19 protein-coding genes and 1 tRNA gene are annotated in these 20,901 nt (G+C 67.4%); 9 read left to right on the forward strand and 11 right to left on the reverse strand.

The window, feature by feature from the left end:
* Window positions 1-100: 100 nt before the first annotated feature.
* Complete coding sequence (locus tag PSS76_RS14790; RefSeq protein ID WP_022596185.1) at window positions 101-313, forward strand: hypothetical protein; 213 nt, start codon at window positions 101-103, stop codon at window positions 311-313.
* A gap of 275 nt (window positions 314-588) precedes the next feature.
* Here PSS76_RS14790 and rpsA read toward each other — a convergent pair whose 3' ends face one another.
* Entirely contained in the window at window positions 589-2,061 is a 1,473-nt protein-coding gene (gene rpsA, locus PSS76_RS14795) for a 30S ribosomal protein S1 (RefSeq protein ID WP_013416161.1), read from the reverse strand.
* 300 nt (window positions 2,062-2,361) lie between these two features.
* Here rpsA and PSS76_RS14800 point away from each other — a divergent pair, with 300 nt between their 5' ends.
* Window positions 2,362-3,210: a class I SAM-dependent methyltransferase gene (locus PSS76_RS14800; RefSeq protein WP_064077939.1), complete on the forward strand. Its 849-nt coding sequence runs from the start codon at window positions 2,362-2,364 to the stop codon at window positions 3,208-3,210.
* Between the two features lie 3 nt (window positions 3,211-3,213).
* On the opposite strand, the gene PSS76_RS14805 is transcribed toward PSS76_RS14800, so the two are convergent.
* The 4 genes from PSS76_RS14805 to PSS76_RS14820 form a co-directional block, all read right to left on the reverse strand.
* A complete protein-coding gene (locus tag PSS76_RS14805) occupies window positions 3,214-3,966 on the reverse strand; it encodes an amino acid ABC transporter ATP-binding protein (RefSeq protein WP_022596191.1) in 753 nt (250 codons plus the stop codon).
* Window positions 3,967-3,974: 8 nt separating this feature from the next.
* On the reverse strand, window positions 3,975-4,919 hold the full coding sequence (locus PSS76_RS14810) for an amino acid ABC transporter permease (protein ID WP_005512898.1): 945 nt from the start codon (window positions 4,917-4,919) through the stop codon (window positions 3,975-3,977).
* Between the two features lie 20 nt (window positions 4,920-4,939).
* Complete coding sequence (locus tag PSS76_RS14815) at window positions 4,940-5,812, reverse strand: ABC transporter substrate-binding protein (protein ID WP_022596194.1); 873 nt, start codon at window positions 5,810-5,812, stop codon at window positions 4,940-4,942.
* Between the two features lie 109 nt (window positions 5,813-5,921).
* Complete coding sequence (locus PSS76_RS14820) at window positions 5,922-6,995, reverse strand: isocitrate/isopropylmalate dehydrogenase family protein (protein ID WP_022596196.1); 1,074 nt, start codon at window positions 6,993-6,995, stop codon at window positions 5,922-5,924.
* A 43-nt stretch (window positions 6,996-7,038) separates the two neighbouring features.
* Here PSS76_RS14820 and PSS76_RS14825 point away from each other — a divergent pair, with 43 nt between their 5' ends.
* The gene (locus PSS76_RS14825; RefSeq protein ID WP_005512893.1) at window positions 7,039-7,566 is read left to right on the forward strand and encodes a 2'-5' RNA ligase family protein; all 528 of its coding nucleotides are present in this window, start codon (window positions 7,039-7,041) and stop codon (window positions 7,564-7,566) included.
* A 137-nt stretch (window positions 7,567-7,703) separates the two neighbouring features.
* Window positions 7,704-8,069 carry a thioredoxin gene (trxA, locus tag PSS76_RS14830; protein WP_013416164.1) on the forward strand — a complete coding sequence of 122 codons (366 nt, stop codon included), beginning with the start codon at window positions 7,704-7,706 and terminating at the stop codon, window positions 8,067-8,069.
* A 71-nt stretch (window positions 8,070-8,140) separates the two neighbouring features.
* Here the strand turns inward: trxA and polA are convergent, their stop codons facing one another.
* Together polA and PSS76_RS14840 are read right to left on the reverse strand one after the other, a co-directional pair.
* On the reverse strand, window positions 8,141-10,879 hold the full coding sequence (gene polA / locus PSS76_RS14835) for a DNA polymerase I (RefSeq protein ID WP_337456297.1): 2,739 nt from the start codon (window positions 10,877-10,879) through the stop codon (window positions 8,141-8,143).
* A gap of 81 nt (window positions 10,880-10,960) precedes the next feature.
* Window positions 10,961-11,581 (reverse strand): ANTAR domain-containing response regulator, encoded by a 621-nt coding sequence (locus PSS76_RS14840; protein WP_022596204.1) that lies wholly within the window; start codon window positions 11,579-11,581, stop codon window positions 10,961-10,963.
* Between the two features lie 112 nt (window positions 11,582-11,693).
* Between PSS76_RS14840 and PSS76_RS14845 the strand changes: the two genes are divergently transcribed.
* Window positions 11,694-11,770 (forward strand) — tRNA-Leu (locus tag PSS76_RS14845).
* A 363-nt stretch (window positions 11,771-12,133) separates the two neighbouring features.
* Here PSS76_RS14845 and PSS76_RS14850 read toward each other — a convergent pair.
* On the reverse strand, window positions 12,134-13,033 hold the full coding sequence (locus PSS76_RS14850; protein WP_337456298.1) for an alpha/beta fold hydrolase: 900 nt from the start codon (window positions 13,031-13,033) through the stop codon (window positions 12,134-12,136).
* 348 nt (window positions 13,034-13,381) lie between these two features.
* Here PSS76_RS14850 and PSS76_RS14855 point away from each other — a divergent pair, with 348 nt between their 5' ends.
* From PSS76_RS14855 to PSS76_RS14870, 4 genes are all read left to right on the forward strand, one after another.
* A complete protein-coding gene (locus PSS76_RS14855) occupies window positions 13,382-13,834 on the forward strand; it encodes a Zn-ribbon domain-containing OB-fold protein (protein ID WP_337456299.1) in 453 nt (150 codons plus the stop codon).
* Window positions 13,831-15,024: a lipid-transfer protein gene (locus PSS76_RS14860; protein WP_013416167.1), complete on the forward strand. Its 1,194-nt coding sequence runs from the start codon at window positions 13,831-13,833 to the stop codon at window positions 15,022-15,024. The genes PSS76_RS14855 and PSS76_RS14860 overlap by 4 nt, the downstream gene beginning before the upstream one ends.
* 93 nt (window positions 15,025-15,117) lie before the next feature.
* Window positions 15,118-15,777 carry a cysteine hydrolase family protein gene (locus PSS76_RS14865; protein WP_337456300.1) on the forward strand — a complete coding sequence of 220 codons (660 nt, stop codon included), beginning with the start codon at window positions 15,118-15,120 and terminating at the stop codon, window positions 15,775-15,777.
* A 434-nt stretch (window positions 15,778-16,211) separates the two neighbouring features.
* Window positions 16,212-16,538, forward strand: coding sequence for a transglycosylase family protein (locus PSS76_RS14870; protein WP_022596206.1), 327 nt, complete (start codon window positions 16,212-16,214; stop codon window positions 16,536-16,538).
* A 66-nt stretch (window positions 16,539-16,604) separates the two neighbouring features.
* On the opposite strand, the gene PSS76_RS14875 is transcribed toward PSS76_RS14870, so the two are convergent.
* From PSS76_RS14875 to pyk, 3 genes are all read right to left on the reverse strand, one after another.
* Window positions 16,605-18,458 (reverse strand): ABC transporter ATP-binding protein/permease, encoded by a 1,854-nt coding sequence (locus PSS76_RS14875; RefSeq protein ID WP_337456301.1) that lies wholly within the window; start codon window positions 18,456-18,458, stop codon window positions 16,605-16,607.
* Between the two features lie 92 nt (window positions 18,459-18,550).
* Entirely contained in the window at window positions 18,551-19,447 is an 897-nt protein-coding gene (locus PSS76_RS14880; protein ID WP_064079703.1) for an acyl-CoA thioesterase, read from the reverse strand.
* 15 nt (window positions 19,448-19,462) lie between these two features.
* On the reverse strand, window positions 19,463-20,881 hold the full coding sequence (gene pyk / locus PSS76_RS14885; RefSeq protein WP_013416172.1) for a pyruvate kinase: 1,419 nt from the start codon (window positions 20,879-20,881) through the stop codon (window positions 19,463-19,465).
* Window positions 20,882-20,901 lie beyond the last annotated feature (20 nt).

The following is a 20,901-nucleotide window of genomic DNA, read 5'->3' on the forward strand; positions in this document are numbered from 1 at the left end:
CGAAGATCATCTACGCACCAAATGACGGGGTTCTTCGACCTGGTCAGATACCCTTTCGGAGACCGTACGAACAGCCGATTGAATCGAGTAGGAGAAGCGCATGAGCAGCCATCCCACCCGTCCCGGTCGGCACCGTCTCGGCATGGAGAACGGCATTCACGCCATCCTCATCCCCGAGGTGGCCACGGCGCTCGCAGAGCACCGTCGCAACTGGTTCACCAGTATCCTGAGCCCCGCTCGCCACAGCTTCGCGACCATCAAGAAGCGCACGGCGACCATGCCCACCCGATGGGTGCCTGCCGCGGCGGGCTGACCACCCGCACAGGACACGCACTGTGGCCCGATCCCCGCCGGGATCGGGCCACAGTCGTCTCTCCCCCGTCATCCCTGCCCGATTCCCCCCGCCCCCTCCGGACCCGCGTTTTGCGCACTTATCGCGCGCAGGGGCCGGCGTTTCGGCGCGATAAGTGCGCAAAACGCGGAGGGGCGACGGACAAAGGTGGGGACGGAAAGACAGAAGACCCCGACCGTGAGAGTCAGGGTCGGGGTCTTCCGGTCGATCAGGCCTGAATGATCAGGCCGGCGCTATCAGGCGTTGCCCGACAGCTTCTCGCGCAGTGCAGCGAGCTGTGCGTCGCTCGCCAGCGAGCCACCGGCGGACTCGGTGGACGCGGCAGCGCCCTCGTCCGAGCCCGACTCCGAGGAGTAGTTGGTGCCCGAAGCGCCGGCCGCAGCCTCGGCAGCCTCGTCGGCAGCCATCTTCTCCATCTGAGCGGTGTGCATCTTGTGGCGACGCTCCGCCTCGGCGTAGCGGGACTCCCACTCCTCACGCTGCTTGTCGAAGCCCTCGAGCCATTCGTTGGTCTCGGGATCGAAGCCCTCGGGGAAGATGTAGTTGCCCTGCTCGTCGTACGAGTCGGCCATGCCGTACTTGGACGGATCGAACTCGGCGTTGTAGTCCTCGTTCGCTTGCTTCAGCGACAGCGAGATGCGGCGGCGCTCCAGGTCGATGTCGATGACCTTGACGAGCGCATCGTCGCCGACGCCCACAACCTGGTCCGGAACCTCCACGTGGCGCTCGGCCAGCTCGGAGATGTGCACCAGGCCCTCGATGCCCTCCTCGACGCGGACGAACGCGCCGAACGGAACCAGCTTGGTGACCTTGCCCGGAACGATCTGGCCGATCGCGTGGGTGCGGGCGAACTGACGCCACGGGTCCTCCTGCGTCGCCTTCAGCGACAGGGAGACACGCTCGCGGTCCAGGTCGACGTCGAGAACCTCGACGGTGACCTCGTTGCCGACCTCGACGACCTCGGACGGGTGATCGATGTGCTTCCAGGAGAGCTCGGAGACGTGGACCAGACCGTCGACGCCGCCGAGATCGACGAACGCACCGAAGTTGACGATCGAGGACACGACGCCCTTGCGGACCTGGCCCTTCTGCAGCTGGTGCAGGAACTCGCTGCGGACCTCGGACTGGGTCTGCTCGAGCCATGCACGACGCGACAGGACCACGTTGTTGCGGTTCTTGTCGAGCTCGATGATCTTGGCCTCGATCTCCTTGCCGACGTACGGCTGGAGGTCGCGGACGCGACGCATCTCGACGAGCGAAGCGGGAAGGAAGCCACGCAGGCCGATGTCGAGGATGAGGCCACCCTTGACGACCTCGATGACGGTGCCCTTGACGGCCTCGTCCTTCTCCTTGAGCTCCTCGATGGTGCCCCAGGCACGCTCGTACTGAGCGCGCTTCTTCGACAGGATCAGACGGCCTTCCTTGTCCTCCTTGGTGAGGACCAGGGCTTCGACCTCATCGCCCACGGAGACGACCTCGTTGGGGTCGACGTCGTGCTTGATGGAGAGCTCACGGGAAGGGATGACGCCTTCGGTCTTGTAACCGATGTCGAGAAGGACCTCGTCGCGATCGACCTTGACGATCGTGCCTTCGACGATGTCGCCATCGTTGAAGTACTTGATCGTGGCGTCGATGGCGGCGAGGAAGTCCTCGGCGGAGCCGATGTCGTTGACGGCTACCTGCGGCGAGGTCACGGTGTTGGAGGGCATGTGTTGAGTTGCTCCGGACGGGTTGTTAGTCGGTTGATGGTGTTTGTCAGACAGGCGGATCGGGATGCCGTACGTTCCGACGTAATGCCGGATCCGACCGATCTTCCGGTCCACCACGAGGTCTTCCGACGACTCCGCCGACCAAACTTCGGCCGGTGGCGATCCGCACCGAAGACACTCGCGAGCAACAGGGTACGCGACCTACGGCTAGCTGGGCAAACCCTGCCGTCACCGGCCCGGCCGCGGCCGCCGACGGGCGGGCAGACGACCATCCCGGCGCGACATCTAGGCTTGACCTCCATGTCCGACGATCGTCACGCCGCCGCCATCTCCACCCTCGGGACCAGCGGGGTCGCCCGCACCCGCATCGGTTCGGACGCCAGCGAACGCGCGAGCCGCGCGTGGTGGGACGCCGACGCCGACGACTACCACCGCACGCACGGCGAGTTCCTCGGTGTCGACTCGAGCGCCGGCGAATTCGTGTGGTGCCCGGAGGGTCTCCACGAGGGCGACGTGCACCTCCTCGGCGACGTCGCCGGCAAGCGCATCCTCGAAGTGGGCTGCGGATCTGCACCGTGTGCCCGGTGGCTCGCGTCCCAGGGCGCCGACGTCGTCGGTCTCGATCTGTCGATGGGGATGCTGGCCCGCGGGGTGGCTGCGATGGACGAGGCCGGTTCACGAGTCCCCCTCGTCCAGGCCGGCGCCGAGACGCTCCCGTTCCGGGACGAGAGCTTCGACGCCGCCTGTTCGGCTTTCGGTGCGGTTCCGTTCGTCGCGGATTCGGCCCGGGTGATGGCGGAGGTGGCGCGCGTCCTGCGCCCGGGCGGTCTGTGGATCTTCGCGGTCAACCACCCGATCCGGTGGATCTTCCCCGACGATCCCGGCCCGCGCGGTCTCACCGCGACGCTCCCCTACTTCGACCGGACGCCGTACGTAGAAGTCGACGACGACGGCGTCCCGACGTACGTAGAGCACCACCGCACCATCGGGGACCGCGTGCGAGAGGCGGTCACGGCCGGTCTCGAGGTGCGCGACATCGTCGAGCCCGAGTGGCCGGAGTGGCTCGACCGCGAGTGGGGACAGTGGAGTCCGCTGCGGGGTCAGCTGTTCCCGGGCACGGCCATCTTCGTCACCCGCAAGCCGGCCTGATCCTCACAGCAGCTTCGACAGGAAAGCCCTGGTCCGCTCCTGCCGCGGGTTGGCCAGCAGCTCCCGGGGATTTCCGGCTTCGACGACCACACCGCCGTCCATGAACACGAGTTGGTCGGCCACCTCCCGGGCAAAGCCCATCTCGTGGGTGACGACGACCATCGTCATGCCGTCCCTGGCGAGCTCCTTCATGACACCGAGCACCTCGCCGACCAGTTCGGGGTCGAGGGCCGACGTCGGCTCGTCGAACAGCATCAGTTTCGGTTCCATCGCGAGGGCGCGCGCGATCGCGACGCGCTGTTGCTGACCGCCGGACAGCTGCACGGGATAGGCGTCGGCCTTCGACGACAGACCCACCCGGTCGAGCAGTTCCCGGGCCTGCGCGACGGCCTTCGCGCGAGGCACCTTCTTCACCAGGACCGGCGCCTCGACGATGTTGTCCAGGACCGTGCGGTGCGGGAAGAGATTGAAGTGCTGGAAGACCATGCCGATGTCGCGGCGCTGCTTCGCCGCCGCCCGCGGGCTCAGTTCGTGCAGTTTGCCGCCGCGCTCCGCGTAGCCGACGAGTTCACCGTCGACGTACAGGCGGCCGGCGTCCACTCGTTCGAGGTGGTTGATGCAGCGCAGAAAGGTCGACTTGCCGGAGCCGGACGGACCGATCAGGCACAGCACCTGGCCGCGCGGGATCTCGAGTGTGATGCCGCGGAGCACCTGTAGCGCGCCGTAGTTCTTGCAGACTCGGTCGGCGCGGACCATTGGGGTGGTCACACCGCTCCCCCTTCGTCGCGGCGCTGGGCCTTGGCGAGCGCCTGCAGCTGCCCGGCGGTGAGGGTGCGTGAAGCGCCCTTCGAGTAGTGGCGCTCGATGTAGTACTGACCGACCATCAGGATGCTGGTGATCGCCAGGTACCACGTGGAGGCCACGAGCAGGAGCGGCACCGGGTAGAAGTTGGCGCCGGAGATGTCGCGGGCCCGGCCGTACAACTCCAGGCTGTACGGCACCGCGGCGACCAACGACGTGGTCTTGAGCATGCTGATCAGCTCGTTGCCGGTCGGGGGGATGATGACCCGCATCGCCTGCGGAAGCACCGTGCGCCGCATGGTCTGCGCCCACGACATGCCCAGAGCGGTGGACGCCTCGGTCTGGCCTTCACTCACCGAGCCCACACCCGCTCGAACGATCTCGGCCATGTACGCCGCCTCGTTGAGCGCCAGGCCTATGACCGCGAACAGGAAGGCCGCTTCGAGCGCCTGGATGTCGAAGTGCGCGAACTGGGGCCCGAACGGGATGCCCACGTCGATCGTCTTGTAGATCGACGGGAACAGGCCCCAGAACACCAACTGGACGTACACCGGGGTTCCGCGGAACACCCACAGGTAGACCCACGCCGCGGAACGCAGGACCGGGTTGGGCGACAGGCGCATGACGGCCAGGACCACCCCGAGCACGATGGCGATCACCATGGCCAGAACCGTCAACTGGATGGTCTTCCATGCGGCGGCGGTGATGCGCTTGTCGAACAGATACTGCCCGTACACGTCCCAGTGGAAGGCCTCGTTGGTCGCGGCGCCGTAGACGAACAGGCCGAACAGCGCCAGCACGACGACCGCCGCGACCCAGCGGCCGGGGTGCCGCAACGGGACCGCCTTGATGGGTTCCGGCTCGGAGGCGACCACTGCGTCCGGTGGTCGGCTCTCGTTGGCTGGCATTACTGTGTTCTCTCCTGTGTTCAGTTCGTTGCGCCGTTGACGACCGATGTGTCGATCATCCCCGCCTCGACACCCCATGCTTCGGCGATGGCCTGATACTGACCGCCGTCGATGAGGTACTGGACCGCCTGCTGCAGCACCGGGGCGAGCGGCGAACCCTTCGCGACCACCCATCCGTACGGACTGGCGTCGTACACACCGCCCGCGGGCACCATGCGGCCGTCACTGCGCTTGATCGCGTACGCGGTCACCGGCGAATCGGCCGACAGCGCGTCCACCCGCCCGAGGATGAGGGCGTTCGCCACGTCGTCCTGGCTGTCGTACTTGATCTTGCGGATCGGGGGCTTCCCGGCCGCGACGCACGCCGCGCTCTTCGCGGGCACCTCGTCGATGTCCTCGATCGTGGTGGTCTGCACCCCGACGCGCAGGCCGCACGCATCGTCCGGGTCGATGTCGTCGCCCGCCCGCTGCGCCCACTGCACTCCGGCGCTGTAGTAGGTGACGAAGTCGACACTCTTCTCACGCTCGAGGGTGTCGGTGAACGACGACATACCGAGGTCGAGGGTCCCGGCCTGGACGGCCGGGATGATCTTGTCGAAATCGGTCTGCTTGAGGTCGAGCGTCAGGCCGAGGACCGCGCCCACTGCCTCCATCAGGTCCACGTCGAAGCCCACGATCGCTCCCGACTCGTCCTTGAACTCGTTGGGGGCATAGGGCGGATTCGTGCCGATACGAAGCTCGCCGGAGGCTGCGACGTCCGGGGGCAACTGGTCGGCGATCGCGGCGACCCGTTGCACGTCGATGTCCGGCAGGACCGGAACCAACCCCTCGTCGTTCGTGACACATCCCACGGCCCCGAAGGCCAAGACGGATGTCGCGACGGCAGCGGTCACGCACCTTGCGAATCGAGCGAACACGCGCGCCTCGAACCTCCGTTTCCCGACCGGCGAACCCGGGACACACTACTGCCTGAGCGGTGCAGGTAGCGAACGCGGTCCGCGATCACCGCCGGAACACCCGGGCGATCACGGTCTCGGTGAACTCGCTGGTCGACGCCAGCCCACCGAGGTCGGCAGTGGCGACGCCCGACTCCACGGTTCGCTCGACGGCACTACGGATGCGCTCGGCCGCGGCGGCGAACGCCGGTTCGCTGCGGCGAGCCGAGATCCAGTCGAGAAGCATCGCGGCCGACAGGAAGAGCGCGACGGGGTTCGCGCGGTTGCGGCCCGAGATGTCCGGGGCCGCACCGTGCGCGGCCTGCGCCATCGCCTTCGTCTCGGACGCGTTGATCGAGGCGGCGGTCCCGAGTGATCCGGACAACTCGGCGGCGAGATCGGACAGGATGTCGCCGAACATGTTCTCGGTGACGACGACGTCGTAGTCCTCCCCGCGCCGCACCAGGTATGCGGCCATCGCGTCGACGTGCTCGTCGTCCAGGCGGACGTCCGGATAGTGCGCGGCGACGTCTCGGCACACGTCGCGAAACAGACCGGTGGTGGTGGCCAGCACGTTCGCCTTGTGCACCACGGTGACCCGCTTGCGCCGGCGCATCGCGAGCCCGAAGGCGGTGTGGGCGATGCGTTCACACGCCTGTCGTGTCACCACACCGACGGCCATCGCCACGTCGGGAGTAGGCATGAACTCACCGCTGCCCACGAACATGTTGCGGTCGGCGTAGAAGCCCTCGGTGTTCTCCCGGACGATGACCAGATCCATGCGCGGCGATACCGCGCGTACGCCGGGCAGGGCCCGCGCCGGCCGGATGTTGGCGTACAGGTCGAAGCGCTTGCGGATCGTGCCGCCCGGGGTCAGCTGCATCTGGAACGGGTCCGGATAGGACGCGCTGTCGTGCGGGCCGAGGATCCACGAGTCGAGTTCGGCCAGGGCGACGAGGGTGCTCTCCGGCATCGGTGACCCGTGCGACTCGATCGCGTCGAGCCCGATCGGCAGTGGCACCCACTCCACCTCCGGAAGCCCTGCGGCCGACATCGCGGCGTCCACGACGTCCCGGGCGGCGGGCACGATCTCCCGTCCGATGCCGTCGCCCTGCAACGAACCGAGACGCAGATTCCGCAAATCTCCTGTGCTGACGCTCCCCACGCGACAATCATTACTCACGATGGTCCAGTCCGTGGAGTTGCTGCTCGACCCCGACATCGACGCAACCGTGCGTGCCGAATGGCGCCGGCTCTCGTCCGCGCGCCTGCCCAGCCAGGACCGCATCACCGCGGAGTCGAACCGGCCGCACGTCACGATGGGGGTGGCCAGCCATATCCCCGACGACATCGAGGACGCGCTGGTGCGGGAACTTCCGTCGGCCCCACTCCCGATCCGGCTCGGCGGCGTCGTGGTGTTCGGTGGCCGGCGGCTCACGTTGGCGCGGCTGGTGGTCCCGACCACGGAACTCCTCACACTGCAGCGGATCGTCTACGAGCTGATCGCGGACTGCGAAGGGGTGCCCCCGCACATCGTGCCCGGCGAGTGGACGCCGCACGTCACGCTGTCGCGCCGCATCCAGTCCACCGATCTCGGTACCGCCGTCGTCGTCACGCGTGCCGGTAGTCGCGACGTGGTCGGCACCTCGGCGGGAATCCGGCGGTGGGACTCCGACGACAAACGTGAGTGGCGAATCACACGTCACCCTTGAGCAGTGGAAACAAACCGCGGCGGCCGGGCGTGTTCCGCGATCCGGAAGAATTCGGGCCGACGGAGCGTTGTACCGGCCAATCAGCGGATATCCCGAGTCAGCGGATATCGATGACGACTCCCCCGAAAGGACCCTTCGTGGCTACCCAGACCCTCACCCAGCAGAACTTCAAGCAGACCGTCGAGGACAACGACATCGTGCTCGTCGACTTCTGGGCGTCGTGGTGCGGCCCGTGCCGCAACTTCGCGCCGACGTTCGATGCGTCGTCGGAGAAGCACCCCGACGTCGTGCACGGCAAGATGGACACCGAGGCCGAGCAGGAGTTCGCCGCCGGCGCCGGGATCCGCTCGATTCCCACGATCATGGCGTTCCGCGAGGGCGTGCTCGTGTTCAACCAGGCGGGTGCGCTGCCGCCGGCCGCGCTCGAAGACCTGATCACCCAGGTCAAGGCGCTCGACATGGACGCGGTCCGCGCGGAGATCGCATCGCAGACGGGGAACTGACCCCGGCACGCCACGAGAGACGGAAACGCCGGGCGCACCGATCGGGTGCGCCCGGCGTTTCCCCTGCACGGTCAGTGCGCCGCGGCGTCCCAGCTGCGTCCCGTGCCCACCGACACCTCGAGCGGCACCGACAGATCGATCGCCGCCGCCATCTTCTCGCGAACCAGCTGCTCGACCCGCTCACGCTCGCCCGCGGCGACCTCGAGGACGAGTTCGTCATGTACCTGCAGGAGCATCCGCGACGCCAGCCCGGCCTCGCGGAGTGCGCGCTGGACGTCGATCATCGCGACCTTGATGATGTCGGCAGCGGTGCCCTGGATGGGCGCGTTGAGAGCCGCGCGCTCGGCCACTTCCCGACGCTGACGGTTGTCGCTGTTGAGGTCCGGCAGGTAACGCCGACGGCCGAACAGGGTCTCGGTGTAACCCACCTTGCGGGCCTGCTCGACGACCTCGTGGAGGTAGTCGCGGACCCCGCCGAAGCGTGCGAAGTACGCGTCCATCTGCTGACGGGCTTCCTCGGTGGAGATCTTCAGCTGCGCCGCCAACCCGAACGCGCTCAGCCCGTAGGCGAGACCGTACGACATCGCCTTCACGCGGCGCCGCAGTTCCGGCGTGACCTCCTCGATCGGTACACCGAACGCGCGCGAGCCGACGAAGCTGTGCAGATCCTCGCCGGTGATGAACGCCTCGATCAGGCCCGCGTCACCGGACAGGTGCGCCATGATGCGCATCTCGATCTGGCTGTAGTCGGCGGTCAGCAGCGTCTCGTAGCCCTCGCCGACGACGAACCCGTCGCGAATCTGACGGCCCGCGTCGGTGCGAACCGGAATGTTCTGCAAGTTCGGCTCGGTCGACGACAGTCGTCCGGTCGCCGCCACGGTCTGGTTGAACGTGGTGTGGATCCGTCCGTCCTCGGCCACCGTCTTGAGCAGACCGTCGACCGTCACCTTGAGCCGCGTCGCGTCGCGGTGCTCGAGAAGGTGCTCGAGGAACGGGTGCTGCGTCTTCTCGAACAGGGACTGCAACGCATCCGCGTCGGTGGTGTATCCAGTCTTCGTCTTCTTGGTCTTCGGCATGTCGAGTTCGTCGAACAGCACCACCTGCAACTGTTTCGGCGAACCCAGGTTGATCTGCTTGCCGATCACCGCGTAGGCAGCCTCGGCCGCCTCGGCGACGCGCGCGGCGAACGCCGACTGCAGGTCGTGCAGATGCGTGGTGTCGACCGCGATGCCCGTCGACTCGAGGTTGGCGAGCACCTCGAGCAGCGGCAGTTCCATGTCCGCGAGCAGGCCGGTGGCCTCGATGTCGGCGAGTTCGGTGTCGAGCGCCGCGGCGAGATCGCGGACCGCCCGCGAACGCAGGATCTCACCCTCGGCCGCCTCCGCGTCGGCCGCGTCCTCGTCGTCGAGGAGCGAAAGCTGTTGCTGGCCGGACTCTTCCACCCGAAGCTCGCGCTTGAGGTAGCGCAGCGACAGATCATCGAGGTTGAAGCTCCGCTGGCCGGGACGCACGAGGTACGCGGCGAGTGCGGTGTCGCTGGTGAGACCCGCCAACGTCCAGCCGCGTCCGCGCAGCGCATGCATCGCCCGCTTCGCCTCGTGCAGCGCCTTGGGCCGGCCGGCATCCGCAAGCCAGTCCGCGAGTGCCGCCTCGTCCTCCGGCGTCGCCGTCGTGGTCGAGATGTAGGCCCCCTCGCCATCGGGCGCCGCGATCGCGACGGCGGTCACGTCACCGCCGTAGGGAGTGGTGGTGCCGACGACGGAGAGCCCGTGCCGCTCCCCGGTGGACGCATGTTCGGCGATCCACGCCGCGACCTCACCCGGCGCGAGAGCCCGTCCGCTGACCTCGAAGCCTTCCTCGGCCTCGGGTTCGGTGGAACTGAGGGTCGCGAACAACCGGTCGCGCAGCACCTTGAACTCGAGGTCGTCGAACAGCGCGTGGATACGCTCGCGGTCCCACGGCGCGAGCGCCAACTGGTCCGGCGTGTAGGGCACCGCGACGTCGCGCACCATCTCGGTGAGGTGCCGATTGAGGAGCACGCTGTTGACGTTGGCGCGCAATGCATCCCCCACCTTGCCGCGCACCTTGTCGACGTCGTTGACGAGGTTCTCGAGGGAGCCGTACTCACGAATCCACTTGGCCGCGGTCTTCTCCCCGACACCGGGGATGCCGGGCAGGTTGTCGCTCGGGTCGCCGCGCAGCGCCGCGTAGTCGGGGTACTGCTGCGGGGTGAGGCCGTACTTCTCCTCGACCGCCGCCGGAGTGAAGCGCGTCAGATCCGAGACACCCTTGCGGGGGTAGAGCACCGTGACGTCGTCGGTGACCAACTGCAGCGAATCGCGGTCGCCCGTCACGACCAGCACCCGGTAGCCGAGCGCCGTGGCCTGCGTGGTGAGGGTGGCGATGACGTCGTCGGCCTCGAATCCCTCGATCGCCATCACCGGGATGCCCATCGCCGCGAGGACGTCCTTGGTGATCTCGACCTGCCCCTTGAACTCGTCCGGGGTCTTGTTGCGATTGGCCTTGTACTCCGGGAACGCCTCGGCGCGGAACGTCTGCCGGGAGACGTCGAATGCGGCGGCCACGTGCGTGGGCTGCTCGTCGCGCAGAAGATTGATGAGCATGGACGTGAACCCGTAGACCGCGTTGGTGGCCTGACCGCTCTGCGTCTTGAAGTTCTCGGCCGGCAGGGCGAAGAACGCGCGGTACGCCAGCGAGTGCCCGTCGAGGAGCATCAACGTCGGGCGGTCGGAACCGGACGCGTCGGCGGTAGCGGGAGTGGTGGACGAGGACGTGGTTGCGGGGCTCACGGTTGACCAGTCTAGGGAGGAGGGCCGACACCACGGCCCCTCGTCCCCGCGCGTCGCCGACCGGAACCCCCGCAAACCCGCTCAGGCGGGGGAACTGCCTCCGCCGAGAGTGTCGAGGACCACCTCGGCGACGGCCTTCATGGTCGTCCGGCGATCCATCGCGGCCCGCTGGATCCACTTGAACGCCTCGGGCTCCGACAGGTTCTGTGACTGCATCAGCATTCCCTTGGCACGTTCGATGACCTTGCGCGTCTCGAGTCGATCGGACAGGTTCGCGACCTCCCGCTCGAGCAGCGAGATCTCGACGAAGCGGCTTGCCGCCAGCTCGACTGCCGGCACCAGATCCGACTTCGAGAACGGCTTGACGAGGTACGCCATCGCACCGGCGTCGCGGGCCCGCTCCACCAGTTCGCGCTGGCTGAATGCGGTGAGGATCACCACGGGCGCGATGCGCTTCGCGGCGATCTCGGAGGCGGCGTCGATGCCGTCGCGTCGGGGCATCTTGACGTCCATGATCACCAGGTCCGGACGGAGTTCTTCCGCCAACTCCACAGCGCGCTGGCCGTCGCCGGCCTCACCGACGACGTCGTAGCCTTCCTCGCGGAGCATCTCGACCAGGTCGAGCCTGATCAGGACCTCGTCTTCCGCCACCACCACGCGCCGCGGCCGTCGTTCCGTGCCCTGCGCGGCGGGAGCGTTCATGGTCACCTGTCTCCTCGGGGGTCGGCGCCCGCCGAATCGGGGCGCGAACGCTTCGAGGGTACCGGTGGTTTGACTGTGCTCCGTGATCTTCTAGAGTAGGAACCCGCAGGACGCCCTCGTATCCCAATTGGCAGAGGAAACGGATTCAAAACCCGTGCAGTGTGAGTTCGAGTCTCACCGAGGGCACCACACAACTTCCGGAATTCGGCGGGACCATTCGGCTACCTCGGCGTGTCGCCGGGAACGATGTCGATCGACGATTCCGATCGACGACTCCCACGAGTGATTCCTACGAGTAAGGCCCCGAGATCTCGCGATCCCGGGGCCTTCTCGGTCTCCCCTACCAAAAGGAGCAACTCCAGAGTGCCACAACTCTGCGGGTGCGCCCACTACGTACAAGTGTGAAATCGATGGTGAAAATGCCGCGCGCGGCCTCGACGCACTCGTAACCGCGCTCGACGTGCGGGCCTCGACCACCAGTTTCCCGGAGGAAGTCACGTATCGACGACCGGTGTCCGGCGGGCCCGAGTGACCGACGCGACGCTCTCCGCCTCAGGCGACGTCCGCGAGCGAGTCGAGGATGGCCCGGTAGTGCAGGTGCGCCATGAAGTGGCCGCCCGTCCCGATGTTCAACGTGGACTTCGGGATTCGCGTCGCGAGTTCGGCCGGCCATTCCCGCGGAATCAACTGGTCCGCGTCGCCCCACCATACGTCGACCGGCACCTCGAGATCCTCCGGATAGAAGCCCCACGGCCGCATCCACGCCCGGTATTCCTCGACGACGCCCGCCGGATTCCTGAGCCCCTCGTCGATCATGGCCGCGAACACCCTCGGTTCGCTGTCGACCAACTCCGCGTCGGCGGGGGCGAGCGTGCGCGACGAGATCCGCGCGAACTGCCGCGGCATCGCTCGGGCGAGCACCGACAGACCGCGGAAGGACGCCTCCGCGAGCCCCGGACAACCCACCGACATCCGCGTGAACAGCCGATCGATCCGGGGCAACCGCGCGAACGTCCCCGCCTCGGTCAGCGGCAGCGCGCCCGCCACGATCGCGATCCGACTGATGCGGGACGACAACGCGTATCCGAGCGCGGCCGCATACTGCCCGCCCATGGACCACCCGAGCACGCCCATCCGCTCGACGCCGAGCTGATCGGCCAGTTGTTCGACGTCGGACGCCCAGTCGAGCACTGTCCGTCCGGGGCTCGGATCGGACAGCCCGATCCCGGGGCGATCCGGTGAGATGAGCCGGATCCCGGCCGCCTCGGCGACCGGGGCGGCGGCTCGGATGTCGAGTCGGCAGGACAGTCCGCCGTGGGCATTGACCACGACGAAGCCGTCTGCGGGACCGTAGTCGGCGAATCCCATCGACCGACCGTCACGCAGACTGATCACCCGATCCTCGGGCCTGACAGTCACTCTGGGCACAACGCACCTCCGACGAGTCGCCATCACGATAACGGTCGGTCGCCCGACAGTGACGGACTTCACCGCCGGGATTCGACGCGTGTTCGCCGGCACGGCCCGGACCCGCCGTTTTCGGCCTTCCTCCAGGTAGGCCCGTGTCGTCCGTTTCGGTCGTTTGGTCTTCTTCGCAGGGGGCGTCACTCTTCGCGCCCGGTCCCGCTGGCCGGACGTTCGACATGTTCCGCGGCCGCCGCCGGGCACGAGGCCGCACCGCCGTCCGGTGGATGGGATCGCACGTCGGGAATCAGTTAACTCATGCCATACTGCAACCCGTTCTCTTGCCGGTCACCCACTCGACCGGCCGATCAGGCTCGACAAGCAGATGAGGTTTGCATGAGCAACACCGCCACACCGGCCGTCGAAGGCTGGTTCACCACCGGGCCGGAGCCGGCCCTGATCGGCACCAAGTGCCGGTCCTGCGGCACGATCTCGTTCCCGCGGGAGACCACCTTCTGCAAGAACCCGGCGTGCTCCGGCGAGGAGTTCGACGACGTCGAGCTGTCCCGCTTCGGCAAGGTGTGGTCGTACACCGACGCGCAGTACAAGCCGCCGGCCCCGTACATCCCCACGACGGATCCGTACGTGCCGTTCGCGCTCGCCGCCGTCGAACTGCCCGAGGGTCTCGTCGTCCTCGGCCAGGTGGCCGACGGCTTCGGCGTCGCGGACCTCAAGGTGGGCAACCCGGTGGAGCTGGTCGTCGAGACCCTCTACACGGACGAGTCGGGCGACCGCAGCATCTGGCGTTGGAAGCCGCTCGCGGCAGCAGAGAACGGGGCACAGGCATGAGCAACAACGATGTGGCCGTCCTCGGCGTCGGCATGCACGCGTGGGGCAAGTGGGGCCACTCGTTCGTCAAGTACGGCGTCGCCGCGGCCCGCGCCGCGCTCGCCGACTCCGGAGTCGACTGGAAGGACGTCGACCTGATCGTCGGCGGCGAGACCGTCCGCAACGGCTACGGCGGCTACGTCGCGGGTGCCACCTTCGCACAGGCCCTCGGCTGGAACGGCGCCCGCGTCGCGACGTCGTACGCGGCGTGCGCCACGGGTGCACAGGCCCTGGACACGGCTCGTGCGCGCATCCTCGCCGGCCTGTCCGATGTGGCCCTGGTCGTCGGCGCCGACACCACCCCCAAGGGCTTCCTGGCTCCCAACGCCGGTGAGCGCTGGGACGATCCGGACTGGCTGCGCTTCCGCCTGATGGGCATGACGAATCCCGGCTACTTCGCGCTCAACGCCCGCCGTCGCATCGACCTGTACGGCGCCACCGTCGAGGACTTCGCGGCCGTCAAGGTCAAGAACTCCAAGCACGGCCTGAACAACCCGTACGCGCGTTACCGCAAGGAGGTGGCCGCCGCCGACGTTCTCGCGTCGCCGATGGTGGCGGATCCGCTGCACCTGCTCGACATCTGCGCCACCTCCGACGGCGGTGCGGCGATCATCCTGACGTCGATGGAGTACGCCCGCAAGAAGGGCATCGTCGATCCTGTTCGTATCAAGGCGATTTCGACGGTCACGCCCACGTTCCCGCAGACGATCATGGACATGCCGAACTTCTCCACGGAGTCGGCGTCCGCGGTCCCCGCGCCGGAGCGCACGTTCAAGGAGTCGATCGGAGACGCCGCCTACGAGGAGGCCGGCATCTCGCCCGAGGACGTCGACGTCGCCGAGGTCTACGATCTCGCCACGTCCGTCGAACTCGACTGGATCGAGGACCTGGGCCTGTGCAAGCGCGGCGAGGCCGAGCACCTGCTGCGCGCCGGCGACACGACGATCGGTGGCCGCATCCCGGTCAATCCGTCCGGCGGTCTGGCCTGCTTCGGTGAGGCGGTCCCCGCCCAGGCACTGGCCCAGGTCTGCGAGCTCACGTGGCAGCTGCGTGGACAGGCCGAGGGCCGCCAGGTCGAGGGTGCCCGCGTCGGCATCACCGCCAACCAGGGCCTGTTCGGCCACGGCTCGTCGGTGATCGTCTCGGTCTGACCCTCGGAGAAGTCGTCTCGAAGAGCTCCCGCCCTCGCGGACGGGAGCTCTTCCTTCTTCCCGAAGCCCCTGTGCACCAGCTAGGTTCGAGTGATGACCGACCTCGATGCCATCGACGAGCACGTGCGGCCGCACCTGGACTCGTCGGCACTGCTCGTCATCGACGTGCAGAACGACTTCCTCGACGGCGGACCGCTGCCGGTGCCGGGCACCACGGCGGTGCTTCCCCGGCTGGTCGAGCTGGTGGGGGCCTTCCGCCGTGCGCACCGGCCGATCGTGCACGTGGTCCGGATCTACGACGGCGACGACGTGGATCCGGTCCGTCGTACCGCCGTCACGCGCGACGACGCCCGCATCGTCCGCCCCGGCACCGAGGGGTCCCGAATCCCACCCCAGCTGCTCCCGCCCGGAGCCCCTGAACTCGATCCGCACATTCTCCTGCGTGGTGAATTGCAGCCGTTCGGCGACGCGGAGGCCGCGCTGTGGAAACCACGCTGGAGCGCCTTCCACCGCACAGGGCTCGAAGCCCATCTCGCAGGAGCAGGCGTCGACACCATCGTCGTCGCGGGGTGCAACCTGCCGAACTGCCCGCGGGCCACCCTGTTCGACGCGAGCAGCCGCGACCTGCGGACAGTGCTCGTGACCGACGCGACGTCACAGGTGAGCGACGAGCGTCTGGCCGACGCACGGTCCATCGGCGTCGTGCCCATGACCGCAGCAGAAGTCGCCGGTGCGCTCCGGTCAGCCTTCTGACCAGCAATTTTGCTCGGGTCGCGGCGCATGTGCCGTTCGTGACCGACGCACGCTATCGGGTCACGAGGGCGTTTCGCGCGGCTAGCAATGTGACATGGGCCACCTTCAGACAGTGACCCTGGTCACATTCTGTACTCGAATGCGTCCCCGCCTGTCCGCCGGTTTTCACCCGCCCACCTGGGCCGACTGTCAAAGTCTCGCCCCGAACACGCACATGCGTACCAGAAAACAGACCCGTGACGTGACGGAGAGTCCCACCTAGCGTCGATCACGGCTCGAACCGAAAGAGCCCGCCGCCGATCCGTTTTCACCGTCGGACTGCCCGCCGGATCGGAATGGCAACCTCCAGGGCAGACGTGAGGGATCGCACCGTCAGCGCCCTTCGTGCGGCGCCGGCCGGAACCCTCACCATCAGTACGGAGAGGACACCATCGATGCCGAAGTCCATCACACGCTTGCTCGGCGGCCTCGCCGCCTCCACCGCGGCCGTCGCCGCCCCCCTCGTCGTCAGCACCGGGACGGCCCACGCCGCCTCCGGCGACTGGGATGCCGTGGCGCAGTGCGAAAGCGGCGGAAACTGGTCCGCGAACACCGGCAACGGCTACTACGGTGGCCTGCAGTTCAGTGCCGGCACCTGGAGCGCTCACGGTGGTTCCGGTCTGCCGCACAACAATTCCCGCGAGGAACAGATTCGGGTCGCCGAGGGTGTGCTGGCCTCGTCGGGCCCGGGAGCGTGGCCGTCGTGCGGACAGTACCTGTGATGCACACCTGAGCGAGACCGTTCGTGCGCCCGGGGCGCACGAACGGTCCCTTCCGGTGGGGATGCCTCAGCCGACGCTGACCGCGGACAGGCGCCAGGGCCCGTCCCCGAGCAGTTCGAGCTGGCGGGTGTGGTGCTGGTCGACCGTGCTCCGGTGGCTGACACTGAACAGGATGCTGTCGGGGACTCGATCCCGAATCATCTGGTAGAGAGAGTATTCGAGTCCCTCGTCCACGGCCGACGTGGCCTCGTCCAGGAACACCACCTGCGGCCTGATCAGCAGGACGCGGGCGAACGCGATGCGCTGCTGCTCCCCCGGGGAAAGGATCTTCGCCCAGTCGGCGCGCTCGTCGAGTCGTCCGACGAGGTTCCCCAGGTGGACGTCGCGCAGCGCCGCGGCGATCCGGTCGTCGGAAAGGTCCTGCACGTGGCCCGGATACGCCACGGCGCTCCGGAGATCCCCCAACGGCAGATACGGTAGCTGTGACAGGAAGAGTGCGTCGGGTCCCACCGGCCGGGCCACGCTGCCGGCGGCGAACGGCCACATCTCCGCGAGCGTACGGAGCAGCGTCGTCTTGCCACTCCCCGACGATCCCTTCACCAGTAGGGCTTCCCCGGGGAGGAGGCGCAGATCGAGGGTGTCGATCAGCAGTCTGCCGTCCGGGGTGCGCACGGACACCTTGTCCAGGTCCACCACCCGGTCCCGACCCTCGGTCCGGATCGAGGGCAACTGCCGTGAACGTTCGTCGGCGCTCAGCAGCCCGTCGAGACGAATCAGACTGGCGCGGTACACCGCGAACTGGTCGTAGGACTGCCGGAAGAACGACAGCGCATCGGACAATTGGCCGAATGCCTGCGCGCTCTGGGTGATGTCGCCGAGCGTGATGGTTCCGGCGAAGAACCTCGGTGCCTGGATCACGATCGGGAAGACGACGGCAACCTGGCTGACGCCCAGATTGAATCCATTGAACTTCAGTGTCCGGAACACGATCTGCCACGCGTTCGCGATGACGGCGGCGAATCGTCCGAGCAGGCCCTGTCTTTCGACTTCCTCACCGCGATAGAACGCGACGTTCTCCGCGCTGTCGCGCAGACGCACGAGTGCGTAGCGGAAGTTGGCCGTCAGGCGTTCCTTCAGGAAGCTCAGGCCGATCAGCGGTCGGCCGATCCAGAACGCGATCGCCGTTGCCGTGAGGATGTAGACGTAGACGAGGAGCACCATCGCGCGCGGAATCTCCACGCCGAACACATTCATCGGCCCCGACAGGTCCCACAGGATCCCGGTGAACGACACCACCGACACCACCGAACTGACCAAACCCATCGACAGCGTCTGCGACGTCGTCGCGACTTCGGTGATGTCGGACTCGATCCGCTGGTCCGGGTTGTCGATCGAACCGTCGATGAATCTTCCTCGGTAGTACGCTCGCCCGTCGAGCCAGTCGGTCGTGATCCGGTCGGTGAGCCACGTGCGCCACACGATCTCGAGCGCTTGGCCGGTGTACTGCGCCAGTAGCGACCGCACCACGTGCACGGTGGCCAGCACCGCGAAAACCACGATCGAACGCCAGAACATCGACTTCGCACCGTCGAGTGCCGCGGCGTCACCGGCCTCGAGCGCCTGCGCCACCAGTTGCAGTGAGGTGTACATCTCGTTGCCCTGATACGAGAGCAGGACCAGGATCCGCACACCGAGAATCGTCAGGAACAACAGCGCCAGGATCAGCGCCCACGGCCGCCAGCTGTCGCGACTGGAGAAGTAGGGCCCGGTGATTCGCCGAAATTGGCGCCCCCACTCGGTGCGCCGGGCCAGCACAGCACCGATCACGACGAAACAGACCAGCGCGATCAGGAATGCTCGGGAGGTCCACAACAGACTGGCCACGGCCTCGTGGCTCCAGTCGATCGGTTCGTCTCGCATGGGGCTCCCCCATCACCGATGGCGTGCCGTGATCAGAGAACCAGAATTCTAGCCACCGCGGCGAAGCCACGGACCGTCATGGCCGAACAGGCTCAGCGCCGGGCCGGAAAGTGCCGAATGACGCCTTCCTGCACCACCGTTGCGATCAATTCGCCCTTGCGCGTGAAGAACCGACCGGTTGCGAGACCACGCGATCCGGCCGCGACCGGAGACTCCGTCGCGTAGAGCGCCCACTCGTCGAACCGGAACGGACGATGGAACCAGATCGAGTGATTGACGGTCGCGGCGACGATCCGGTCGAGCCCCCAGGACAGCCCGTGGGTGGTGAGCACCGAGTCCAGGACGGTGGTGTCCGACGAGTACGCGAGGGCGGCGGCATGCACCCCGGGATCGTCCCCGAGCTGCCCGTCGGTGCGCATCCAGACCCGATTGTGCTCGAGGCGTTCACCGGAGCCCTTGAGGACCCAGGCAGGATCGTTCGCGTAGCGCATCTCGATCGGTTTGAGCGCGCCCACGAACGTCGGGAGGCGGTCTTCGTAGCCGGCCAGGTGATCACCGAGCGAAGGAAGTTGCTCCGGGCCGTCGACATCGGGGATCGCGACACTGTGCTCGAGCCCGGCACCCCAGTCCTGGAACGCCGCGAACATCGAGAAAACCACGTTCCCGTCTTGGTATGCGGTCACCTGACGGTTCGCGAACGCCCGCCCGTCGCGGTGCCGCTCGACGCGGTACTCGATCGGGGCCTTGACGTCGCCGCCGCGGATGAAGTGGGCGTTGACGGCGTGCACGGGACGTCCGGCATCGACCGTGCGCCCCGCGGCCACCAGTGCCTGGGAGACCAACTGCCCGCCGAACGTCCGGCTGGCGACCTGCTCGGGATGCTGTCCGAGGTAGGTGTCCTCCCCGATCTGTTCGAGATCGAGGAGGACCAGCAGCGTCTCCAGATCGGCCGAGCGCGTCGGTCGTAACGCTGCCCCCACTTCGTTCACGTGCGCGTCCCCTCGCTAGTGGTCTTCCTCCCCGATCCGGTGCACGTGGATCAGGTTGGTCGAGCCTACTGTGCCCGGCGGGGAGCCGGCCACGATGACCACGAGGTCGCCCTTGTTGTAGCGGCCGAGGGAGAGCAGCGCGTGGTCGACCTGCGTGAACATCTGGTCCGTCGAGTCGACCGGGTCCACGATGAACGTCTCGGTACCCCACGACAGCGCCAGCTGGCAGCGCACCGACTCGAGCGGCGTGAACGCCAGCAACGGCAGCGGCGAATGCAGCCGAGCGAGACGGCGGACCGTGTCCCCGGACTGGGTGAACGCCACCAACGCCTTCGCATCCAACCGCTCACCGATGTCACGAGCCCCGTACGAGATGACACCACGCTTGGTCCGCGGGACGTGAGTGAGCGGCGGCACGCGCGCGGGATCGGTCTCGACCGCCTCGAGGATCCGCGCCATCGTCTGCACGGTCTCCATCACGTACTTACCGACCGACGTCTCACCGGAGAGCATCACAGCGTCGGCACCGTCGAGGACGGCGTTCGCGACGTCCGACGCCTCCGCACGGGTGGGCCTCGAGTTCTCGATCATCGATTCGAGCATCTGCGTCGCCACGATCACCGGCTTGGCGTTCTCACGAGCGATCTGGATCGCCCGCTTCTGCACCAGCGGCACCTGCTCGAGCGGCAGCTCCACACCCAGATCACCACGGGCGACCATGACCGCGTCGAACGCCAGGACCACGGCCTCGAGGTTCTCGATCGCCTCGGGCTTTTCGAGCTTCGCGATCACCGGCACCCGGCGACCGACCCGATCCATCACGTCGTGGACCAACTCGACATCGGCGGGCGAACGCACGAACGAGAGCGCGATGAAGTCGACTCCCAGCCCGAGCGCGAACTCGAGATCCTCGATGTCCTTCTCCGACAGCGCCGGCACCGACACGTTCATCCCGGGCAACGACACACCCTTGTTATTGCTCACCGGACCGCCCTCGGTCACCCGGCACACCACATCGTCACCGTCGACGGCCTCGACGACGAGCCCGACCTTGCCGTCGTCGACGAGCAACCGGTCACCGGGCCGCGCGTCCTGCGCCAGCTGCTTGTAGGTGGTCGACACCCGATCGTGGGTTCCCTCACAGTCCTCGACCGTGATCCGGATCTGTTCACCCGTCTCCCACCGCGTCTTGCCCTCGACGAACCGGCCGAGACGAATCTTCGGTCCCTGCAGATCGGCCAGGATGCCCACCGCGCGGCCCGTCGCCTCCGACGCCGCCCGCACACGACGGTAATTGTCCTGGTGATCAGCATGTTCACCGTGACTGAAGTTGAGTCTGGCTACATCCATTCCGCTCTCGACGAGCTCGCGAACGCGGTCGCCGGATGCAGTAGCAGGGCCAAGAGTGCAGACAATCTTCGTGCGTCGGGTCACGGGGAAAGCCTAGTCAATCC

Source organism: Prescottella sp. D32, assembly GCF_037287305.1.
Lineage (GTDB): Bacteria > Actinomycetota > Actinomycetes > Mycobacteriales > Mycobacteriaceae > Prescottella > Prescottella equi.

Excerpts from the sequence above, each read along its gene's own strand:
- PSS76_RS14790 (WP_022596185.1), top strand. The coding sequence starts at position 101 with ATGAGCAGCCATCCCACCCGTCCCGGTCGGCACCGTCTCGGCATGGAG.
- rpsA (WP_013416161.1), bottom strand. The coding sequence starts at position 2,061 with ATGCCCTCCAACACCGTGACCTCGCCGCAGGTAGCCGTCAACGACATC.
- PSS76_RS14800 (WP_064077939.1), top strand. The coding sequence starts at position 2,362 with ATGTCCGACGATCGTCACGCCGCCGCCATCTCCACCCTCGGGACCAGC.
- PSS76_RS14805 (WP_022596191.1), bottom strand. The coding sequence starts at position 3,966 with ATGGTCCGCGCCGACCGAGTCTGCAAGAACTACGGCGCGCTACAGGTG.
- PSS76_RS14810 (WP_005512898.1), bottom strand. The coding sequence starts at position 4,919 with ATGCCAGCCAACGAGAGCCGACCACCGGACGCAGTGGTCGCCTCCGAG.
- PSS76_RS14825 (WP_005512893.1), top strand. The coding sequence starts at position 7,039 with ATGGTCCAGTCCGTGGAGTTGCTGCTCGACCCCGACATCGACGCAACC.
- PSS76_RS14840 (WP_022596204.1), bottom strand. The coding sequence starts at position 11,581 with ATGAACGCTCCCGCCGCGCAGGGCACGGAACGACGGCCGCGGCGCGTG.
- PSS76_RS14850 (WP_337456298.1), bottom strand. The coding sequence starts at position 13,033 with ATGGCGACTCGTCGGAGGTGCGTTGTGCCCAGAGTGACTGTCAGGCCC.
- PSS76_RS14855 (WP_337456299.1), top strand. The coding sequence starts at position 13,382 with ATGAGCAACACCGCCACACCGGCCGTCGAAGGCTGGTTCACCACCGGG.
- PSS76_RS14860 (WP_013416167.1), top strand. The coding sequence starts at position 13,831 with ATGAGCAACAACGATGTGGCCGTCCTCGGCGTCGGCATGCACGCGTGG.
- PSS76_RS14865 (WP_337456300.1), top strand. The coding sequence starts at position 15,118 with ATGACCGACCTCGATGCCATCGACGAGCACGTGCGGCCGCACCTGGAC.
- PSS76_RS14870 (WP_022596206.1), top strand. The coding sequence starts at position 16,212 with ATGCCGAAGTCCATCACACGCTTGCTCGGCGGCCTCGCCGCCTCCACC.
- PSS76_RS14875 (WP_337456301.1), bottom strand. The coding sequence starts at position 18,458 with ATGCGAGACGAACCGATCGACTGGAGCCACGAGGCCGTGGCCAGTCTG.